At 46.3% G+C, this 20,882-nt stretch carries 10 protein-coding genes; 6 read left to right on the forward strand and 4 right to left on the reverse strand.

Annotated elements, in window-relative coordinates:
* The 5 genes from A4R26_RS08065 to A4R26_RS08085 all read left to right on the forward strand — a co-directional run bounded on the left by A4R26_RS08065 (nt 1) and on the right by A4R26_RS08085 (nt 7,350).
* Entirely contained in the window at nt 1-2,121 is a 2,121-nt protein-coding gene (locus A4R26_RS08065; protein WP_081163281.1) for a PAS domain-containing sensor histidine kinase, read from the forward strand.
* Nucleotides 2,122-2,260: 139 nt separating this feature from the next.
* Nucleotides 2,261-3,010, forward strand: a complete 750-nt coding sequence (locus tag A4R26_RS08070) for a GNAT family N-acetyltransferase (protein ID WP_081163282.1) — start codon at nt 2,261-2,263, stop codon at nt 3,008-3,010.
* 330 nt (nt 3,011-3,340) lie between these two features.
* Nucleotides 3,341-4,111 carry a helix-turn-helix transcriptional regulator gene (locus A4R26_RS08075; protein WP_081163283.1) on the forward strand — a complete coding sequence of 257 codons (771 nt, stop codon included), beginning with the start codon at nt 3,341-3,343 and terminating at the stop codon, nt 4,109-4,111.
* A 168-nt stretch (nt 4,112-4,279) separates the two neighbouring features.
* The gene (locus tag A4R26_RS08080; RefSeq protein ID WP_242674859.1) at nt 4,280-6,298 is read left to right on the forward strand and encodes a T9SS type B sorting domain-containing protein; all 2,019 of its coding nucleotides are present in this window, start codon (nt 4,280-4,282) and stop codon (nt 6,296-6,298) included.
* Between the two features lie 302 nt (nt 6,299-6,600).
* A complete protein-coding gene (locus A4R26_RS08085) occupies nt 6,601-7,350 on the forward strand; it encodes a hypothetical protein (protein WP_081163285.1) in 750 nt (249 codons plus the stop codon).
* Between the two features lie 246 nt (nt 7,351-7,596).
* Here A4R26_RS08085 and A4R26_RS08090 read toward each other — a convergent pair whose 3' ends face one another.
* The 4 genes from A4R26_RS08090 to A4R26_RS08105 form a co-directional block, all read right to left on the reverse strand.
* Nucleotides 7,597-12,141 (reverse strand): TonB-dependent receptor plug domain-containing protein, encoded by a 4,545-nt coding sequence (locus A4R26_RS08090; RefSeq protein WP_081163286.1) that lies wholly within the window; start codon nt 12,139-12,141, stop codon nt 7,597-7,599.
* A gap of 4 nt (nt 12,142-12,145) precedes the next feature.
* A complete protein-coding gene (locus A4R26_RS08095) occupies nt 12,146-14,674 on the reverse strand; it encodes a SusC/RagA family TonB-linked outer membrane protein (protein ID WP_133054589.1) in 2,529 nt (842 codons plus the stop codon).
* A 177-nt stretch (nt 14,675-14,851) separates the two neighbouring features.
* Entirely contained in the window at nt 14,852-15,886 is a 1,035-nt protein-coding gene (locus A4R26_RS08100; RefSeq protein ID WP_081163288.1) for a PorP/SprF family type IX secretion system membrane protein, read from the reverse strand.
* Nucleotides 15,887-15,968: 82 nt separating this feature from the next.
* Nucleotides 15,969-17,975, reverse strand: a complete 2,007-nt coding sequence (locus tag A4R26_RS08105; protein ID WP_081163289.1) for a T9SS type B sorting domain-containing protein — start codon at nt 17,973-17,975, stop codon at nt 15,969-15,971.
* Nucleotides 17,976-18,282: 307 nt separating this feature from the next.
* Here A4R26_RS08105 and A4R26_RS08110 point away from each other — a divergent pair, with 307 nt between their 5' ends.
* A complete protein-coding gene (locus tag A4R26_RS08110) occupies nt 18,283-20,814 on the forward strand; it encodes a phosphocholine-specific phospholipase C (RefSeq protein ID WP_081163290.1) in 2,532 nt (843 codons plus the stop codon).
* The last annotated feature ends 68 nt before the right edge of the window (nt 20,815-20,882 follow it).

A 20,882-nucleotide genomic window follows, 5' to 3' on the forward strand; every position in this document is an offset into this window, starting at 1 on the left:
ATGACTAAAGAAGACCAACCAGCAATTGTAGATTCTTTTGAAGACTGTTATTTTGCCGTTATCAACGAAAACGGTTTAATTCATTTTGCCAACGAACAGTTGGTGAACTGTCTTCATATTGAAAATGATTCCACCGCCAAAAACCTGTTCTTTAAATATATTTCGCCATTAGGCTCGGGGCAGTTAAAAGCCGCCTTGCAGAAAGCCGGGTTCGCAGCCAATCCATCGCGGCTCAATATGAACCTGCTGAACAGTTCAGTACACAAGGCAAACTGGCAAATTGCCAAACTGAAAACCAACGGCGATATGCAGAACCTGTTCATCTGCATAGGACATGAAACGGGAAATGAAAAACCAGAAAGCGCCACAGTCACAGGCATTCTTGTAATGGATGGCGTAGGAAATGTAGTAGACGCTAACGAAAAGGCTGCCGCATTATTAAACACCGATCCCGAAAGTCTGCTGAACAACGCACAACTGGCCGACTTTTGCAGTCCCTTAAAAATATTTACAGATCCAATCTCATTTGAAAACACCCCACCTATGAAAACCCTGCTTTCAGGTAAGGCATATGAGCAGGTGATTGAAATGCAGGCAGGATGCCCTGAAAGCAAATGGTTACACTTTATTTTTTATCCTCTCTTTGATGACACCCGTTCCGTACCCTTTTCTTTTGTTACGCTTATAAAAGAGCTGCCCTGGCAAAAAGTAACAGAAACACCGGACAACAACCTGTTCCGGAAAGAATTTCTGAACAACACGTCAGCCATGACCTGGCTGATAGATGACCAGGAGAATCTGATCTTCGCCAACCCGGCCTTTATGCGGTTCCTTGGGTTGAAAGAAAGCGACATCAACAAAAAAGCGGTGGAGGCAATACCGCCCTTCTTTACCGCCATATTTGAGAAAGAGCACCGCAAGGTGCTTGAAACAGGCGTTGCGCATAAAAAGGTGCATAAACATGCACTGGCCGACGGCACCACGCTGTATTTCCTGGTGAATATTTTTCCGGTTCCCAACAGCTCCAATAAACCATTGCTCGGTGGTGAAGCTACCGACATTACCCATGGCTATAATATACATGAGGAAATTGCCAATGCCAATGAACGCCTCATTCGCTTAACCCAGGTAAGCACCGAAGCCGTATGGGAATGGGACCTGCAAACCGATCAGTTCTTTCGCAGCAAAGCGCTGATAGAACTTATTGGCAGCAACGAGAAAGAAACCAAAGGCTTTTCGTGGTGGCGTAACCGCATTCATCCCGACGACCGCGAGCGGGTAGAGTTACATGTAAATAACGTGATGCATAACAAACTCTCCAGCTGGCAGTGGGAATACCGGTTCAAATACATCAACGGTTCTTACCGCACCGTGCGCGACCGCGGTATTGTCGTTTACGAGAACGACAAACCGGTAAAGATCATCGGTTCCCTGCTCGATCTTACCGAAATAAAGGAACTGGAAAACCAGTTGATACAGGAAAAGATCAAACACCAGAAGGAGATCGCAAAGTCGATCATCGATACCCGGGAAAAAGAACGCACCCGGCTTGGACAGGAGCTGCACGACAATATAAACCAGCTGTTGCTGGTTGCCAAACTGTATATGGGACTGTTGAAACCTTCCGAAGCAGGGAATAAAGTAATAGCGAAAAAAGTGGTTGATTCGCTCGACATGGCCATTGCAGATATTCAGGCCATCTCACGCGAAATGGTGCTGCCGAAACTAAAAGAAAAAACACTGGCCGATAGCATCAGGCAAATGGTGAAAGACATAAAAATGACCTGTAAGTTCAAGGTTAAATTCCTGTACGATAAACAGGAATGCGAAGGTATTTCCGAAGGAAAAAAAATAGCCCTGTACAGGATCGCTCAGGAACAATTAAAGAATATCATTCAATACAGTAAGGCCACCAATGTTCTTATTCAGCTACAATACAATGCCGATACCGTTGAGCTTACCGTGCAGGACGACGGCGCCGGCTTCGACCCATTGAAGAGAACAAAAGGAATTGGTTTACGAAATATTTACGACAGAACATTACTGTACAATGGCAGGGTAGAATTAAATTCCGCGCCAGGTAACGGCTGCCAGTTAAAAATAATCATTCCCAAATGTTGATGTAAGCGCATTTTAATCCTCCCCTGTTTTATAGTTCAAGCTGCCTGATGGTGGCTTTTACTTTTTTATACCGGTTCACTTAAAATAGTTAACTTAAGTTACCGGAAACAATGCACCCGCGACCATTAACTCTTTGCTTATGCAATTACAGATCATTAAAACAACTTCAGCAGACATTAAAGACTTTCGCAAGTTGTTCCTGCATGAGAACAACTTTCAGTTCGTATTCGATAAATGTCATTATTATGGCTGGGCCGATGCCTATATCTTCATGGCCGACGGCACAACTATCGGTTATGGAGCGGTGTGGGGAACCGATAAAAGAGAAGACCGCGATACCATTTTTGAGTTTTATCTATTACCGCCATACAGAAAACACAACAGTTCCATCTTTCACCAGTTCATTACAGCTTCCGGACCAAAACTTATCGAATGCCAGAGTAACGACAAACAGCTGACCGGCATGTTGTATGAATTTGGAAAGAACATCTATGCCGAAGCCATTTTATTCGAAGAACATGTTAAAACCAGTTTGCATATACCCGGTGTACAGTTTGGTAAAAGGCCCCCGCAGGACGACAACCCCGTTCATTTTGAAGGATACTACCTGATGCAAAACGGAGAATTGGTTGCCAATGGCGGTTTTCTTATCAATTATAATTTTCCATATGCAGATATTTATATGGATGTAAAAGAAGACTGCCGGCAGCAGGGGCTCGGCAGTTTAATGGTTCAGGAACTGAAAAAAGAGATCTACCGCATGGGGCGGGTGCCTGCAGCCCGCTGCGGCATCAATAACAACGCTTCAAAAGCCACTTTAATAAAAGCGGGGCTGCAACCCTGCGGCTTCCGGCTGAAAGGCGAAATAAAAAATAGCGGCGCCCTTTAAACACTTACGTTTTCAGCATACTTCTTTAACGAAGTGCCAATGATGCTCGTAGAGCCCTGTTCGAAATTCTTTTTATCGAAGTCGGGATTACTCATCGGGAAAGTTTCGAGGCCTTCGTGTGTTAACTTAAGCCGGGTGGTTACCATGGTTACATCCCGGTCATGTAACCAACTGGTTGAAAATATATACGTAACCTGCTGGTACTCAAAATTATTTTTGAACTTTTCTCTGCCTCCGGTCTTTCCGCCGTTCCGGCGTGAAAAATGTGTACTTTGTTCCCGAACTTAAAATGAACTGATTTGTAGATTTGTAACGAAAATCCGGGTCAATATGGAACAGTTCCTTCCCTCGCCTGTATTGCAGCCATATATAAAATGTTTCCGGTTCATTGAAAGTGAACACGGCATGGTCAACCGGATCCTGCCCGATACCTCCATTATAATAGCCTTCAGGCTGCGGGGAAATGTTTCTTATTCGGAAAATGGCCTTACACGGGAGTTTCCGCAAACCACCATTTCGGGCATCAGGGATTGCAGCCGCATTGTAGATTATGAGCAGGGCGCAAGCAACCTGCTGGTTGTTTTTAATGAAGGCGGGGCGGCCGCTTTTTTCAGGGAACCGATGCATGAACTCGGCAGCATCAGCATTTCGCTCGATCATCTTATTGCCCGTTCTAAAGTGAACGCCATTGAAGAAGAACTGGCGGCAGCCGGCAATAACAACCAGCGCATATTCATCATAGAGCGTTTCCTGCTTTCGGAATTGAAAAGAAAAGAACCCGATCACCTGGTGCGGGAAGCTATTCAGCAGATAAAATTGTTGAAGGGAGATATTAAAATAAAAGAGTTGCTTACCAGTTTGCCAATCAGCCGCGATCCGTTTGAGAAACGCTTCAGAAAAATTACCGGCACTACACCAAAACATTTTGCCGCTATCGTTCGGTTGAAGAACATGATCGAAAATTACAGCGGCGCGGTGAGTTTAACTGAAGCTGCCTATTCGGCCGGCTATTACGATCAGGCACACTTTATAAAGGATTTCAGGTCGTTTACCGGACAAACGCCGCATGATTTTTTTAAAACGCCCCAAATACCAATGTGATAATTCGATAATGTGATACTTTGATAATGGAATACCTCTCGAAATGTGTGAGGTTTAACAAATTGCGTGAGTCGGCCATTAAAGCATTAGCATATTAGCTAATTATCACATTATCACATTGAATTAAGCAACGTTACCAACCTATTTGGGGTCAATTGCCTTATGCTTATGAGATTCCCTGGTTTGGCTTTACTTATCTTATTGTGTACCCGCCTTACGGCGCAAAACTGCACTACACTCGGTCAAACGCCTGGTACGGCTTTTCCTGTTTGTGGTTTGCAAACCTTCACCCAGTCAAATGTACCCATTTGCCAGAGTCATATTCTTTCAGTTCCCGGCTGCGAAAATGATGGCGCTGCCTATGCCGATAAAAATCCATTCTGGTACCGCTTTACCTGTTACCAAACCGGCACCTTGGGTTTTCTGATAACGCCCAACGACATGGGCGACGATTACGACTGGATGTTATACGACATCACCGGTCGCAATGCCGAAGAAGTTTTTACCAATAAATCACTTATCGTTACCGGTAACTGGGCGGGCACTTTTGGCGCAACCGGGGCCTCTGCATCGGGTGTAAATCACATCCAATGCGCTTCCGACCCGGCACAAAACCTCAACTCGTTCAGTGCCATGCCCACCATTCAGCAGGGACATCAATATCTGTTGCTGATAAGCCATTTCACCAATTCACAAAGCGGTTACAAATTATCATTTGGCGGCGGTACCGGTGTTATTACCGATCCGTTGCAACCCGGTATAAAAAACGGCTGGGCCGGTTGCGGCGGCGTTACGGTAACGCTGGTGATGAACAAAAAAATAAAATGTAACAGTCTTGCCGGCAACGGCAGCGACTTTACTTTATCATCCACAGCGGCATCTATTGTTGCTGCTACCGGTGTTGGCTGCAGCAACAGTTTCGATATGGATACCATAGTGCTTACCATGAGCAATGCATTACCGCCGGGTGGTTATACAGTGAGTGTGAAGAACGGATCAGACGGGAATACGCTGCTCGATCATTGTAACAACAGCGTACCTGTTGGCAATAACTTTGCATTCGTTGTAACGCCGGTGCAGCCAACGCCCATGGACAGCATTAAACCGGTTGGCTGTGCGCCCGATAAACTGGAACTTGTTTTCAGCAGGCCCATCAACTGTAATTCGATCGCCGCCAATGGCAGCGATTTCCGGGTAACCGGTTCTACCCCCATCACCGTAACCGGCGCCAGCGGCAATTGCGTAAATGGCGCAACTACTTCCATCGTGGTTCAGCTTTCGGCGCCTATACAATCGGCAGGTAATTACCAGATCGTTTTACAACCCGGCACTGATGGCAATACCATCATCGATGAATGCGGCCAGCAAACACCTGCCGGCGCTGCCCTGCCCTTTGCAACCGCCGATACCGTAAATGCCGGTTTCACTTATCAACTTCACTATGGCTGTAAAGCCGATACGCTTCACTTCGCTCACCCCGGCGCCAATAGCGTAAACCAGTGGAACTGGGATTTTGATGGCATTGGCAACAGCACCTTGCAGAACCCCACCTGGATCTTCACCAAATTTGGCCCGAAACTGATAAAACTCACCGTATCGAACGGGGTTTGTAAAGACAGTATTGCCACTACCGTTTTACTCGATAATGAACTGAAAGCAAACTTTAAATTTCCTGAGATCCTATGCCCGGAAGACAAAGCCGTATTCACTGATAGCAGTATAGGAAAAATAGTTTCGTGGAACTGGGACTTCGGCAACGGCAATTACAGTTCATTGCAGAACCCGTTGCCCGAAACCTATCCGATTGTTACATCCGGAAGGTCGAAAATGTATACCATCAGGCTCATCGTTCAAAACAATCTCAACTGCCACGATACGGTTGCCCATCAGATGAAAGTGGTGAACAGTTGTTTCATTGCGGTTCCTAATGGTTTTACGCCTAATGGCGATGGAAAGAATGACTTTTTGTACCCGCTTAATGCATGGAAGGCCATCAACCTCGAATTCTTCATTTATAACCGGTACGGACAAGTTGTATTTCGTACAACCGACTGGACGCGGCAATGGGATGGGCGCATAAACGGACAGCTTCAATCAACCGGCGTATATGTTTGGATGCTTAGGTACACATTGATCGATACGGGAGAAAAAGTGTTCAAAAGGGGAACAACCGTGCTTATCCGGTAGCGGGGGGGTAAATATAAGTGTACAAAGGACAATCTTCGTATAAAGAAAGTTATTTTTATTTATTGTGTAAAACCCCGAAAAAAATTATTCACGCGGCATTTATTTGCTGAATATCAAAGCCGGCGGCGCACCTGTGGGCTGAAATGCAAAAGGTTTTACTATTCCCTTGCACTGGTGATGCAAAGTTATTATCTTCCGCTTGCAAAATTTACCCTAAAAGTGCAATTACCTGCCCCTACCTGGCGTTATGGTAGATATCCATGTAATGGATTGAAGTGCAAGGTACCGTACAAACCACAAACATGACAAAACTTAGATTCCTATTCCTAATTCCTATTGGTTTATCCGTGTCCGTACATGCCCAGAAAACTGACTCACTGGTTGGTAAATGGAAATATTACGATGTTTACAACAAACAACGATACGATACTAACACCCTGAAGATAGCCAAAGAGTATTTTGGGGCTATGACCCTTTATTTCAAGCCCAACAATCATTACAAGGCTTTTGTGATGAACAATATCGATGAGGGCATCTGGAGCACCAATGATTCCTGCAGCAGGGTGAGGCTTACTTCTTACAAAGGGCACTCGAACGAATCCAGGATCATAGGCCTGAAACAGGATCAGCTCATTCTTAGTATGGGGGAAGGCGCTTTCATCATGACGCGCACCGACATCACTGAATCTGACGATATTGAGCAACCACTTCCAAACATAAAAACTGTAAAAGCTTCTAAAAGCCAGATAAGCAAAAAATGGTACCTGACCCGCCGGGTAGTTCCGGGCAGAAGTGAGGCCCAGCTTAAAATGGCCAGTAAACTCATCAAGGGCGCCTATGCCTATTTTAAAACGAATGGCGATTACGAGGCCCAGTCGATGAAGGTTACAGAAAACGGCAAATGGGTTTTCGGTCCCGGTAATAAGTCCATTATCGTAACCATCGAAAATCAGCAACGGATCTGGAATATCAAAGCGATCAGTCCCACCAATCTTATTTTGATAAGCGGGTATACCGAGGAAGAATGGAAGTTCTCAACCAAGTTATTATAAGCACCCGGTAAACCGGTGAACATAATTAATCAGAAGAGCCATTCCGGTTTGCGGAATGGCTCTCTTCTTTTATTTATAGTCATTTTTATCTTATCAAGAGAACCATGTTTGATCTGTTGATAATTCCGCACCGGGTAACGGCTTTATCCTGTATGCATATCCGCCGGCAGGTTGTAATTCCCTTTTGAACCTGTCATTCCAGCAATCGCACCCTTGTTACAGAATTTAGCGTTCAACGTTCTGCATTTACCTTATTTCTACCTCTACCCCATCGTTCCAGTATTTGTATTCGGGCGTATAATACAGGTAGGCATTGCTGGCTTTTGCTTTGTAGGTACCCGCTATTTCCGCTTTAAGATCGAGCCGGATGGTTTTTGTTTCATCGGGCGCAAATCCCATCCAGTACAACACCAGGTAATTATCGAAAATTTCATAATAGGCCACCTGGTCTTTTTCCATCAGTTCTTTCAACTGCCAGGGTTGTACCGATAAACCCGCAGGTATGCCTATTTTGGCAATGGCCATTGGCTGCAACAGGTTTTTGGTGTTGGTGACCCCGATATCCATCCGCATGGTTTCACCCACTTTTGTTTGAGCAGCCGCCAGCCTGGTCGTAAGCTTAAGCTCCGCTTTTTCGCTGTTTGGCGGTGTAAACGTGTTGTACGCTACCTGCAGACTATAGGGCACAGCGGAAGCCTGTTCCTGGAATTGAATACCGAATACGTTCTTACCTTCATTAACAACCGCATTAAAAGTACTGTCGGTACCAACAGTGGTTTCGTTCATTGTAAATGTAATTTGCGGGTTCTCGCTTACTTTACTTATAAGCTTTGAATATTCAACGATCGCTTTTAACGCCAGCACCGTGGCCTGTGTTGATCCATAGCCATAATAAGATTTTTCGGTAAGTACCTTCGTTATCAGGTTGGCTATTATACCTATCTCTGCCGGGGGTTCACGCATCAATGCAAGCGCATAGAGCGCAGCGGTTTCGACCCGCAATGAGGCGTCGCGCGAATTCACCACACTGGTTTGCGAAGCAAGGCCATTCTTTTGATAAGCCGTTTGCAGCGCATCCATCAGCAGCCGGTAATCACCGGTTCTTTTCATATTCGAAGCGGCCAGTGCCATCATGGCCATCTTGTAACCATCGCTACATTCCAATGCATGTTTAAAAGCCGCCTCGTATTCGGGTACGATCTCTTTGCCAATACCGGCCTGCGTCAATGCATATACAATGTAAATGTTGGCAATCTTGTCAGGCACAGAAGCAAAACGGTCGTACCCGCCTGATGATAATTTAAAGGAACCATTGCCATCGCGGCGCCTTAACAGAAATGCCTTTGTTCTTTCGAGCATCTTTTTATTTACATCGACAAACTCCTGCATATCGGTGAACTCGAGCAACCCATAAGCGGTTAGCGCTTCATGCGGCGGCGTTTTGCCAAACCATTCAAAACCATCCATAGCCGTTTCAAAACCAATCAATCGCCGGTAGCCTTTCTCAATGTAATCAAGCGCTTTTTTTTCTACGGCGGGGTTTACTATTTTCGATTCACGCAGGTATTTCAGAATAAAAACATTCGGATAGGTGGAAGAAGATGTTTGCTCAAAACAACCATAAGGCTCCCGCAGCATAGACTCTATACCATCGAGCAGTTGTCCTTCCAGTGTTTTAAACAACTTCAGTTCGGTGCGTATACTGCCGGCCATTGCATTATTGATTGTAAACTCATGCAGCCCCGTTCTGTTGCCCGACAGGGTTTCTATTACCGGAAATCCTTTTTCGGCAACCGTTACAGGCAGCTTTACCGTTTCTGTTCTTTGACCGGTTTCAACCACAAACTCAATAATACCGGTATCGGCAGCCATTGCTTTTATGGGTATCAGCAATTGCTGCGAACTGTCGGCCGGTAACCGGATAGTACCGGGAAATGAGCCCGTTTTCAACCCCGGAGGCAACGTTACAGTCACGCGAACGGTAGCGTCCTGTATACTGTTATTTTTTATGACCAGCGGTATCAGCGCATGATCGCCAACTGATAAATAAGGCGGAATTTTGGCATCTACCTGTAATGCGTTCTTTGTAATATAGGTATGTTCTGCCCGGCCGGCCTTTCCATTATAACCGATGCCTTCGGCAATGGCTCTGAAAGTAGTATTGGCATCCGAATTATAAAACTCCACCCGGGCTGTGCCCGTCTTATCAGTTTGTATAACCGGGTTCCAGTAAATGGTTTCTCTGAAATCGGTGCGCGCCTGCGGATAGATAGAAAGATATTTGGGTGCATAAAACCGCCGGGCAGCTTTAAATGCAGGCCCATCGGCTGTACGTACCACCTGTGAAGCAAAATATTCCGTTGCAGGCAGATCGATGCGGAACCCGCCATATTTTGTCTTTTTAGTAGATACGATAATAACGCCAAAAGCGGCGCGGCTTCCATATATAGCTGTGGCCGTAGCGTCTTTCAAAATTTCTATGTTGTCTATATCACCTGCTTCCAGCGCGGTGAGGCGATAATGTGCGGCCGGTACGCCGTCAATTATAATAAGGGGTTCCTTGCCTGATGCTATTGAATTGACGCCACGGATCTTTACATTTTCGGCTGTTCCTGCAATTCCATTTACCGGGGTTATATTCAAACCAGCCACCCGGCCCTGCAGCGCTGTTAAAACGTTGGGTGCAATACCGGCACCCTTAAATATGCCTATATTTCCTGTGCTCAGGCCTTTTGTTGAAGTTCCATAAGCGATAACAACAACCTCATCGAGCTTGCCAGGTTTTATATTATCAAACAAACCCGTCATTGGCTGTTTCTCTTTATCAGCCGCCTGCGGCGCCATTAATTGCCTTACCCGTGTAGTAGGCGATAGTGGCACAACGGCATCTCCATTGCCTTTTGTATACAGGAGTTGGCTGCCATCGCCTTTTTTGATGGGATTATAACCAATGCCATTTTGCGTTATTTTGATATTTATTTTTTCTCTTTTATTGTATGATTGGGCAATTACATAATAATCACTTTTCGGGTAAAGCTGTGAAAAAAAGAACACGCCGTCGTCGCCGGTCTTATACAGGATGGCCCTGCCGCCAGTGACATGATGCACGAGGAATACGGAAGCCTTAACCGGTTTTTGTTTAGTATTTACGACAACCCCGCTTAGCACATGCGGCTGATCGGGTTGAAAAACCAGGTCGCCGTTTTCTTCCACCGCGGTAGTATAATCGAAATACCGGTAACCGTGCGTAAGCATAACGAGATCAAGCGCTGCAGCCGCAAGCGGCTCTTCTTTTTTGAAATAGAAATTCGGTTCTTCTATCTTCCCTTTCAATTCTGAGCTCATCAATAACCAGGAAAGGATATTATCCTGCCGGTCATCGGCGAGGGTCCATAATTTGTCATCCAGCACGGCGAGTGATAAATTAGCCGGCACCGGGTTCCCCATTTCATCAAACGTTTTCAATGTTAGGGTAACTTTTTCGCGGGGCAAATATTTGGGTTTATCCGTGCTAATGCCTACTTGCAGGTTCTTTTGACCGTTCAGAAAGATCAGCCGCTCCGCTACCGGTAAATTATCATCGGTAAATAATGTGAACCGCGCAATTCCGGCCGGGAACTTATTATTATCGATGGCGATCGTATTTTCACCAGCCTGCACGGTTATCTTCTCAGTATAACAAGGGGTATTCTTGGTTTGCGCTACCAGCAACACCTCTCTTATTTGGGTAGAAGCTATTTTAACCGTCAACTCTTTACTATCGGCATTGGTAATCTTCATGACCATACCATGTGCCGATGCCGGCGGCAGGGGGAATGGTTGTTTAATATTCGCCGGCGTGGTAATAGCGGCGCTATAGATTTCGTTCTTTTGCGGCGTAAAAGTAAACTTTCCCATCCCAAAACGCAGGCTTTCAAAAGCGGCTACTTTATTACCCCGGCTGTCAAGTACCGCCCCTTTTACATCAACCGGTTTTCCATGTTCGTTTACTGCCCTGAACGCCATATTACCGGTAATTCCCTGTACCAGGGTTCCGCCTTCGGGCATAAACTGCAGATCGATCTTATTAAGCACAATGGGAATACTTCTTGAAACCGATTCGGTATAGGCATCGTAATGAACGGTGATGTTCAACAACCCATCGGTAGTGTTTAGTGTTTTTGGAAGTGAAAAACGCAGCAGGGCCTTTCCCCGGTCATCGGTTTGAAAAATATCTGATCGTACTACTTCACCACCAATTGATACCTTAAAGCTGGCCACTTGATTACGTATGGGCAGGTTATCGAGATTGCGCATGGAGAAATCGGCTTTTACCTCATCACCAGCGCCATAACCTTTTTCGGGAAAGTCGAGTTTCATCAATACCCGCGGCGCTATCACTTTCATCAACGTGATCTCCTTTACAAAAATGGTATTTTCATTTTCATTACGCATCCAGGTGGTATAGGCTTTAATTTTATACATACCGCCGGGCGCCTCTTCGCTAAAATCAAAAGAACCTTCGGCGTAACCGTTCTCTATTCCATAATTCATCTTCTGCACTACATTTCCCGAAGGACCCAGTATTTCTGTATAAACTACATTGCTAAGGAACGTTGGTCGCTGGCTGTTGGCATTAACCACATATATTTTGAAATACATGGTTTCGCCGGGGTTAAAAAAAACATGGCTGGTTTGCACATATACTTTTTCCTTCGTGTCGGCATACTGTATCTTTTGCGCCATACACAATACCGGATGTAAAGAGGCCATGCTCAGTAACAGCAAACAAATATTTATCGTTTTTTTCATAACGTTAGAATTGAATGGAGATGCTACAACCAAATGATTTTACAGAAGGAAGATTGAAAAAGTCGAGACCGGCGGCGCCCGGCAGATCATACAGCAGTTGATTGGGATCGGCGCCTTTGTAGGAAGAGTAAAGAACAAGGTTTTGTGCGTACAGGTTTATTACCAGTTGCCGCTCATACTTTCCAAGCTTTAGTTTATAACCTACATTGATATTGTTCAACCGCAGCACATTGGCTTCCTGTATATATTCTTCCCCTATGCCACTGTGACCGTAGCGCGTCCAGCGGCTTTGCTCAACCGGTTTGTTTACATCATAAAAACTTACCGGTTGGGTATTGGGTTGTTTATCCTGCAATACACCGGCGAAAATATAACCTGTTGTATTTCTCGATTCGGCAGAAGAAGCCGAGCGGCCGTAATAGTCGAGCATGGCCTGCGTACCATTCCAGATCTGCCCCCCTTTACGCCACTCCCAGCAAAGACCGATCGAGAACATTTTCCAGGTGGCGTCATTAATCATCTTCATTACAAAATCAGGGATAGGGTTACCGATCACGGTAGGTGTATTGTTCACCAGCGGGAATCCGTCGTTGCCAATAAGGATATTATTATTTGCATCGCGTTGATAAGCGGTGCCAACGATACTGCCCAGTGCTGCGCCTTTTACAATAGCGGTATGTATATTGCTGAACCCGGCAAGGGGAGTATAGTCGTAGCCGGTATTTACAGCTGTTACTTTACTTCTATTAACGAAATAAGAGATGGTATTTTCCGTATTGAAGTACCGGTTGCTGGTCCTGCCGGTGAACCCCACCTCTACGCCGCTATTGCGGTGGGCGGCTATATTCCTGAGCACAAGTTGATTGTTTTCCATTACCGGAAAAACATCGTTGGCGGTTGTACGGCTAAATATATTCCCATACAGCACATGCCCTTTATATCCCAGCTCAACACGCCCATTCCATTCATTGTGTTGTATCGCCTTCAACCCATCAAAGCCTTTTACTTCGGTTACAGGAAAGAACTGAAAAGCCTGTTGGATATTAAGTTGTAGTAAACTGTTTGTCGAATAAGACCGCCCAACGGGAAGCTCGCTATTGAACCGGTTCCAGGAACCGCTTAATTTGAAGAAATAATAATCGCGGCCTGAATTATTCCCCCATCGTACAGCCCCGCTTACATGGGGAAGAAAATAATTATTGTTGCTGACGGTGTTGGAAACATACATTTTATTGGCAAGCTTCAGTACAAGGTCCCAATTATATGGCTTGTACGAAATATCATAAAAAAGCGAAGCTTCCTGTGCAGAACGCTGGTAACGCCATGCAGCGGGCAGGCTGTACCTGATGACCGACCGGTTGTTTGCAAATTTATAATGCGTACCTGCCGTATTGATCAGTCTGTAATCATCGAAGTGAATATCGTAAGAGGCGGTGGCGTCAAGCAAATACGAAACGTCTTTTAGGTTACGGTCAACAGTAATACCGGTTGGAAAATATACGCTGCCCGGCTTATACCCTTCGCGGCTTAGTTGATACAGGTGTTCAACAGACTGGGTAAGCTTGAATTTGAACAGGTCGGTTTTCTTTTCCACTATCAAACTACCGGTTTGATGTGTTTGTACAAACCGGTTGCCGTTATTCAATAGCAGGTAAATAGCATTATCGGCAACCGGACTGTAAGTTTGCGGCACATTGGGTTGGCGGGCGTTGTGAACATTATCAAAACTTACCGGCGTCAGCATCGCATTCTGATAAACGCGGTTCAAAAACCCGTTCCGGTTAGTATTAGATAATTCATCCCGCAAAAAACTATAACCTGCGGTAATACTCAGCTTTTTAAGGTTAGCATCCAACGTAGCCGATGCATTACGTGAAGTATTTTTATTGTATTTGATAAAGGTGTTTTCTGTGGAATGCCCCAGCCTGAATGTTGTACTGTACAAAACATTACCGGCAGATCTTATTCGTGCGTTCAACCGTAATGATTGCAACAACATAGATGCCGTTCTGAAAACAGGGTTGTTATAATTATTAGCCGAACGGCCATTTCCCGTACCGGCCGCCACCAGTTTTCCGTTGGCATCGTAAGCATAATTGCCGCCATCGTATTCCAGGGACTGCGCTGCCGGCCCATAACTGAACGGTTCGCCTGTTTCAGCGCCACGCCATACAAGGGCGCCATTTTCTGACCTACCCTGTACGTATTGGTTTTGTACGGCCGGCAACCGGTTGATGCGTTTAACTTCAACCCGCGTATTGAATTGTCCGGTCAGGTACAGCACCTTTTGATACTCAGGCTGAATGGTGAGCACGCCCTGTTTTATTCTGATGCGGCCTACCGTGAAGCCGTAATACGCTTTATTCAATAACAAATGCGCTTGCGAAAAATTATTCATGGTATCGGGCATGAACTTCATTACAGGCAAGGTATCTGCCTGTATCAGTTCCAGGTAATCTTTCGATAAAACGGGGGTCACTTCCTGCGAATAAGCGATCACAGGGAACAGGAGTACCAATAGCAGTCGTTTCACGTACAGTTATTTTATGGTCAATTATTCTGGCATTTCAATAACTGGATGCGACCGTTTCGGGGATTACATAAAATGGGAATAAAAAATTAATCAGAAGAGGTTTTTACCGGTGACCGGAGCTTAGCCATTCAAGCCTTATAGCTTGTTAACCAGTCAACTCGTCAACTCGTCAACTGATCACCATATCTTCAAAGGGCACTCCACTTTCTCGAGGCTCTCTGCCAGTCTTTTCCATAAGCCTGTATAGGAGAGCGATAATTCAAAACCGCCCCTGAACTGTGATGCGGTAGTGAGTTTGCTGATATTGACATCATAACTAAGCCCGATGCTCAACTGATGGGTGTACAACTTTATTATAGGAATAAACGCATCTTTCCAACGGAATGCACCGCCCACCGCAACAGATAAACTTCCTTCTTCACCATTCTCATCAAAACAATGGGTATACAGTCCCCCACCCTGCAACAGCTGGTTGCCGCCCTGGATGAACAGGTCGGTATAAAAAACGATCTTATCCATATTGTTGATCCATGCAGACAGCCCGCCATTCAATCCCCATTTCCGGTTCAGCCGAACATCGTAGTCTTTTGTAAAGGCGATCTGCGGTTCCGTAATATGAAACAACCCGCCGCCTACATACATGCTTACATTATTGGTTACATTCGTTTTGAAACTTACGCCAACCGATGCATCCCAATAGGTAAAACCCGTACTGCCGAATTGCTGCCGGGTAGGGTTCGAAACACTGTAGGCGCCATTCACATACTGATCATCGAAGCGCAACTTCGAAACATCAAAATGTTCGTTGACGGCCCCGCCCATAAATGCCAGCGAAAGAAAGGTAGTTTTATCGTCATTCAGTAATTTATGATAATTAACAACGGGAAATACCTGCGTGCGTTGCAGTTTTGAATCACCCGCCACGTCATTGGTTACCTGTAAACCGGTGGTTATAAAATCGCCTGTCGAAAACCCGCGCAGCATTTTACATTCTGCGCTCAAGCCCATTGTCCGGTATGGAACCGTTACGCTTTGCCATTGATTGCGGTAGGCGCCCGTAAACCGCATATTCCCATTAAAGATGCCTGCCAGCGCCGGGTTGCGCATCAACGGGAATTCATAGAATTGCGAAAAGTGAATATCCTGGCCTTTCGCTACAGATACATGAAAGACCAGGTATATAAAAATACAACGGCGTAAATATGGGTACATACAAATGAATTGTTCAGTTCATTGGTTTTTTCCGACTTGCCAGGCTGCACTGCCTTCCGCGTTCCGCGTTGAGCGTTCCGCATTATTTCAGCAGGGTAACATTTCCTTTATAGGTATTTATAAGATCATTCTCACAGATCACATCGGCTATATACACATATACTTCCGAAGGTCCTGTTTTACCGCGTACGCGCCCATCCCAGCCAAAGGCAGGATCATTAGGCTGAAAGTTTTTCTTCTCAAACACCAGTTCGCCCCAGCGTGAAAATACCCTGAACGAACGAACCTGTGCAATGCCTTTACCGCGAACCATAAAAACATCATTCACGCCATCGGCATCGGGCGAAAAGGCATTCGGGATAAACACCTGCGTATTCAAACAAAAGGTCTTTATGTTCATGGAGTCGGCGCCCACACACCCAAATTCATTGGTAACCGTAGCACGATACGTTGTGTTCCTTGTAACTGCAGCAACAGGCGTTGAACAATTGGTGCAGCTGAGATCATTTGATGGCGACCATTGCCATGTAACGATGGGCCCGTTCTGCGTGGAAGGCGCGAAATTATAGGTGCTGCCGGTTGCCATGGTTACATCAGGCCCTACATCAACCCGCGGTTTGGGATTTACCACCACTTTTATCAAAGCTGTATCTGTAAAACATGAATGCCCGTCGAACCCCACCACCTGGTAGGTAGTGGTTGTTTTCGGTGCTGCTACCGGGTTAGCAATATTGGCGCGGTTCAACCCCTGCGCCGGCGACCAGGTATATAGCCTCGCCGTTCCCCCCGCCTGCAGGTTCACAGTTTGTCCCTCACACATACTTTGATCGGGTGAAACCGTTACATCTATCGGTTGAAAAACGGTGATGTTCATGGTGTCTTTGTCAATACACCCGCTTTCGATGCTGGTAACCGTAACCACATAGGTAGCTGGTTTGGGTGGCGTACCCACCGGCTGGGCCACCTGGGAGTCTGACAAAAAATCGGCGGGAAACCATTTGTAGGTAAAACCGCTGGCGGCAGGCGTGCCAATGGTTATGGGATGTTCAGGACAGATCACCGTATCGGGACCGGCATTGGCCAGCGGCAGAATGGGATAAATAAATGCCTGTAAGGTATCGCTGCAACCAAAACCGCTGTATGGGATAACGATCACATTTATAGTATTGATCTTTGGTGCGGGATCGAGCACCAGGTTTTCACCCGAGCCCAGCAACGTACTGAAATTGCCATCGTACCACCGGTATTCCTGGAAACCCGGCGGACCTGTAAAGCTGGCGATATTGGGATTACATTCATAATGCGCCATGGCCGTCACATCGCAGTCACCCACATCAACGTAGGCGTAGCCCCAATGCCCGCCCAGGGTACAATCGGCAGTCGTGAACTCCAGTTCCAGGGTTCTTCCGGCATAGGCCCCTACATTAATGAAAACCGATGACCAGCTCTTGTACTTAACCGAACCATCAACCGGAGATATCTTAAATCCCGGTAAGGCCGCGGTGGCAATATATTCGTTGGAAGCGCAGGGAAGGTATTGACTGGTTTGCACATCTTTCATGCGGGCAATGAAGCGCGGTTGTTCATTCTTATTGTGGCCGGGATCCTGGAAAACCACGGCGTACCGATACGTAAATGACGCATTTTTCGCATCGGCCGGTACGGTGAACTGATAGGTGATGCGTTCCGCTTCACCCCCTTTTACATTATTACCCAGCCGCATGGCAAAACCACTGCCATCGGGCGGGTTCACAGGGAATAAACCGTAAGGATCGACGTCGGTAGCGGCACCCTTTGCATATAGGGTATGCCTGCCTGTGACCGGGCTGGAAGGAGTTACAGTTATCGCATTATCGTTGTTCTCCACCGAAGTGGAACCAACATAACATTTCCAGTTATCCAATGCGCCGGCTTCAAAATCAATATTGGCGGGACAGGAGCCTGCGGCTTGTTTGTAGTTTGTGGTTTGTTGCTGATGGTTGGTGGTTCCCGTTTTGGAATTCACCATTGACCATTGACCATTCACCGGTTGTGCCCAGGGATATGGCAATAGGAAGACTGATACGAATAAGGTAAAAATCCCTTTCATAGGCTAACGAATTTGCGGAAGACCAGGCTATCAGGCCGGCGGGAGGGGATTATTCGATACTGAATAAATGCGGAGAAGGGTATGCAGGTTAAGCAGTTTTAAAAGATTGTATAGTCCTGGTGTTCCTGGATGTGTTTTTCAAAAATATCTTATAAGTGACTGCTGAGTTTATATTTTACAAATACTGTGCAACAATTCTTTCTCACCGTTACCCTTTATTAACATCTGTTTAATTTTTCATACATTCAAAAGATCAGAAAGGTTAATCCGTTACTTTTATCGCGACTTTTTAATATAATACCACATCATGGATACACGTAGAGAATTTCTCAAAAAAGCCACCGTGCTTTCGGGCGCCGCCGGTTTAATGCAGTTATTACCACCCGCTATTGCCAAAGCGCTGGCCATTGACCCCGATGCCGGAACCACCTGGAAAGATGCTGAACATGTGGTATTCCTGATGCAGGAGAACCGGTCGTTCGATCATGCCTTTGGCGCCCTGCAGGGTGTGCGGGGTTTTAATGATCCGCGGGCAATCCGCCAGCCCAACAACAACCTCGTTTGGCTGCAAACAAATAAAGAAGGCGAAACTTATGCGCCCTTCCGCCTCGATATTCACAATACAAAGGCTACCTGGATGAGCTCCCTCCCCCACTCCTGGGCCGACCAGGTTGACGCCCGCAACAACGGCCATTACGATAAATGGCTCGATGCCAAACATTCAGGGAATAAAGATTACCGCGCCATGCCGCTGACCCTCGGTTTTCATAACCGCGAAGACATCCCGTTTTATTATGCACTGGCCGACGCCTTTACCGTTTGCGATCAGCACTTTTGTTCATCCCTTACCGGCACCACCCCCAACCGTTTGTACTTCTGGAGCGGTACCATTCGCGAAAAACCTGATGCAAACGTACAGGCCAACGTTTGGAATAATGATGCGGATTATGATACCATGGTAAGCTGGGGTACCTTTCCCGAGCGGCTCGAAGAAGCCGGCGTTTCATGGAAGGTGTACCAGAACGAAATTAGCGTTGGCGTTGGGTTTGAAGGCGAAGAAGACAGCTGGCTGGCCAATTTCACCGATAACCCGCTGGAATTCTTTTCGCAATACAATGTAAAATTCCATCCCGCGTACCGGAACAATCTGCCGAAGGCCATAGCACAGCTTACCGAACAGATCAAAAAACAGGAACAGCTCACCGCTTCTACAAACGGTTCAACCGGCAGTGACAAACAGCAGAAAAGGCTTGAGCAAATGAAAGCGCACCTCGCCATGCTGGAGGCAGATCAAAAGAAATATACCGCGGAAAACTACGAACGCCTTTCCACGCGGGAAAAGAACCTGCACGAAAAAGCTTTCGAGACCAATAAGAACGATCCCCACTATCATGAGCTAACGACAATTACGTATAAAGACGGCGATACCGAACGGCAAACAAAAGCGCCTAAAGGCGATGTGCTGCACCAGTTCAGGGATGATGTAAAAAATGGAAAGCTGCCCACCGTTTCGTATATCATAGCACCCGAAAACTTTTCCGACCATCCGTCGTCTGCCTGGTTTGGTGTGTGGTACATCAGCGAGGTACTGGATATTCTCACCCAAAACCCCGAGGTATGGAAAAAAACCATCTTCGTTCTCACCTATGATGAAAACGACGGCTACTATGATCACGTGCCGCCGTTTGTTGCCCCGCATCCCGACAAAGCATCAACCGGCTTAACTTCGGCCGGAATCGATACCGGTGTTGAATATGTTGCCAGGGACCAGCAATCGATAAAAGAACTGGCCCGCGAAAGTTCCATCGGCCTCGGCTACCGTGTACCCATGGTGATAGCATCGCCCTGGAGCCGCGGCGGCTGGGTAAACTCAGAAGTGTTTGATCATACTTCCTCTCTGCGTTTCCTGGAAGCATTTCTGTCGCATAAGACAGGAAAGAAAATAGAAGAACCCAACATCTCGAAATGGCGCCGTACCGTTTGTGGTGACCTTACCTCTGTATTCAGACCGTACAATGGAGAAAAGATTACACTGCCCCCATTCCTCGAAAGAGATGAGCTTATAGAAAGCATCCATAAAGCGCAGTTCAAACAGGTGCCATCGAACTATAAAAAGCTTACGGCAGAAGAAATTGCCGCCATCAATAAAGCGCCCTGGCAATCGCCACAAATGCCGCAGCAGGAAAAAGGCATTCGCAACGCCTGCGCCCTGCCTTATGAATTATATGCCGATGGCATGTTGTCGGCCAACGGCTCAACCATCAACATCACGCTAAAAGCAGGCAATAACGTATTTAAACAAAATGCAGCCGGTTCACCATTTCATATTTACGCCCCGGGCAAATACCAGCAACAGGTGCATCAGAATTGGGCCTTTGCCGTTGAAGCCGGGCACGATGTGAAATCGGGCTGGCAACTGAGCGATTTTGAAAACAGCCATTATCATTTGCAGGTGTATGGTCCTAATGGGTTCTTCAGGGAACTCACGGGTACAAAAGACGATGCGCCGGTAAACATCGATTGTGTTTATGAAACTGATGCCCTGCGCAAAGACCTGCTCACCGGTAATATTATCCTGCGGTTCACGAATGCAGGCACCCGGGCCGTTGTGCTTGAAATAACAGACAATGCGTATAAAACACCCGCGCAAACCATAACCATTCCGGCAGGAAAAGCGAAAATAAGAAGGTCGATAAACGTCAATACCGCTAAAAGCTACGGCTGGTACGACTTTTCCGTCAAACTAAAAGGCAATCAGCATTTTGAGCGCAGGTATGCCGGCCGGGTGGAGACCGGCAAGGCAACAAAGACCGATCCTTTTATGGGAAGGGTGGTTTAACGTTTGGCCAGTAAGCAGTAAAATACATTGTCTATAAACCTTAGTTTATTACTAACTTTATAGACCGC

Origin of the sequence: Niastella populi (genome assembly GCF_002078015.1) — a bacterium.
Classification (GTDB): domain Bacteria; phylum Bacteroidota; class Bacteroidia; order Chitinophagales; family Chitinophagaceae; genus Niastella; species Niastella populi.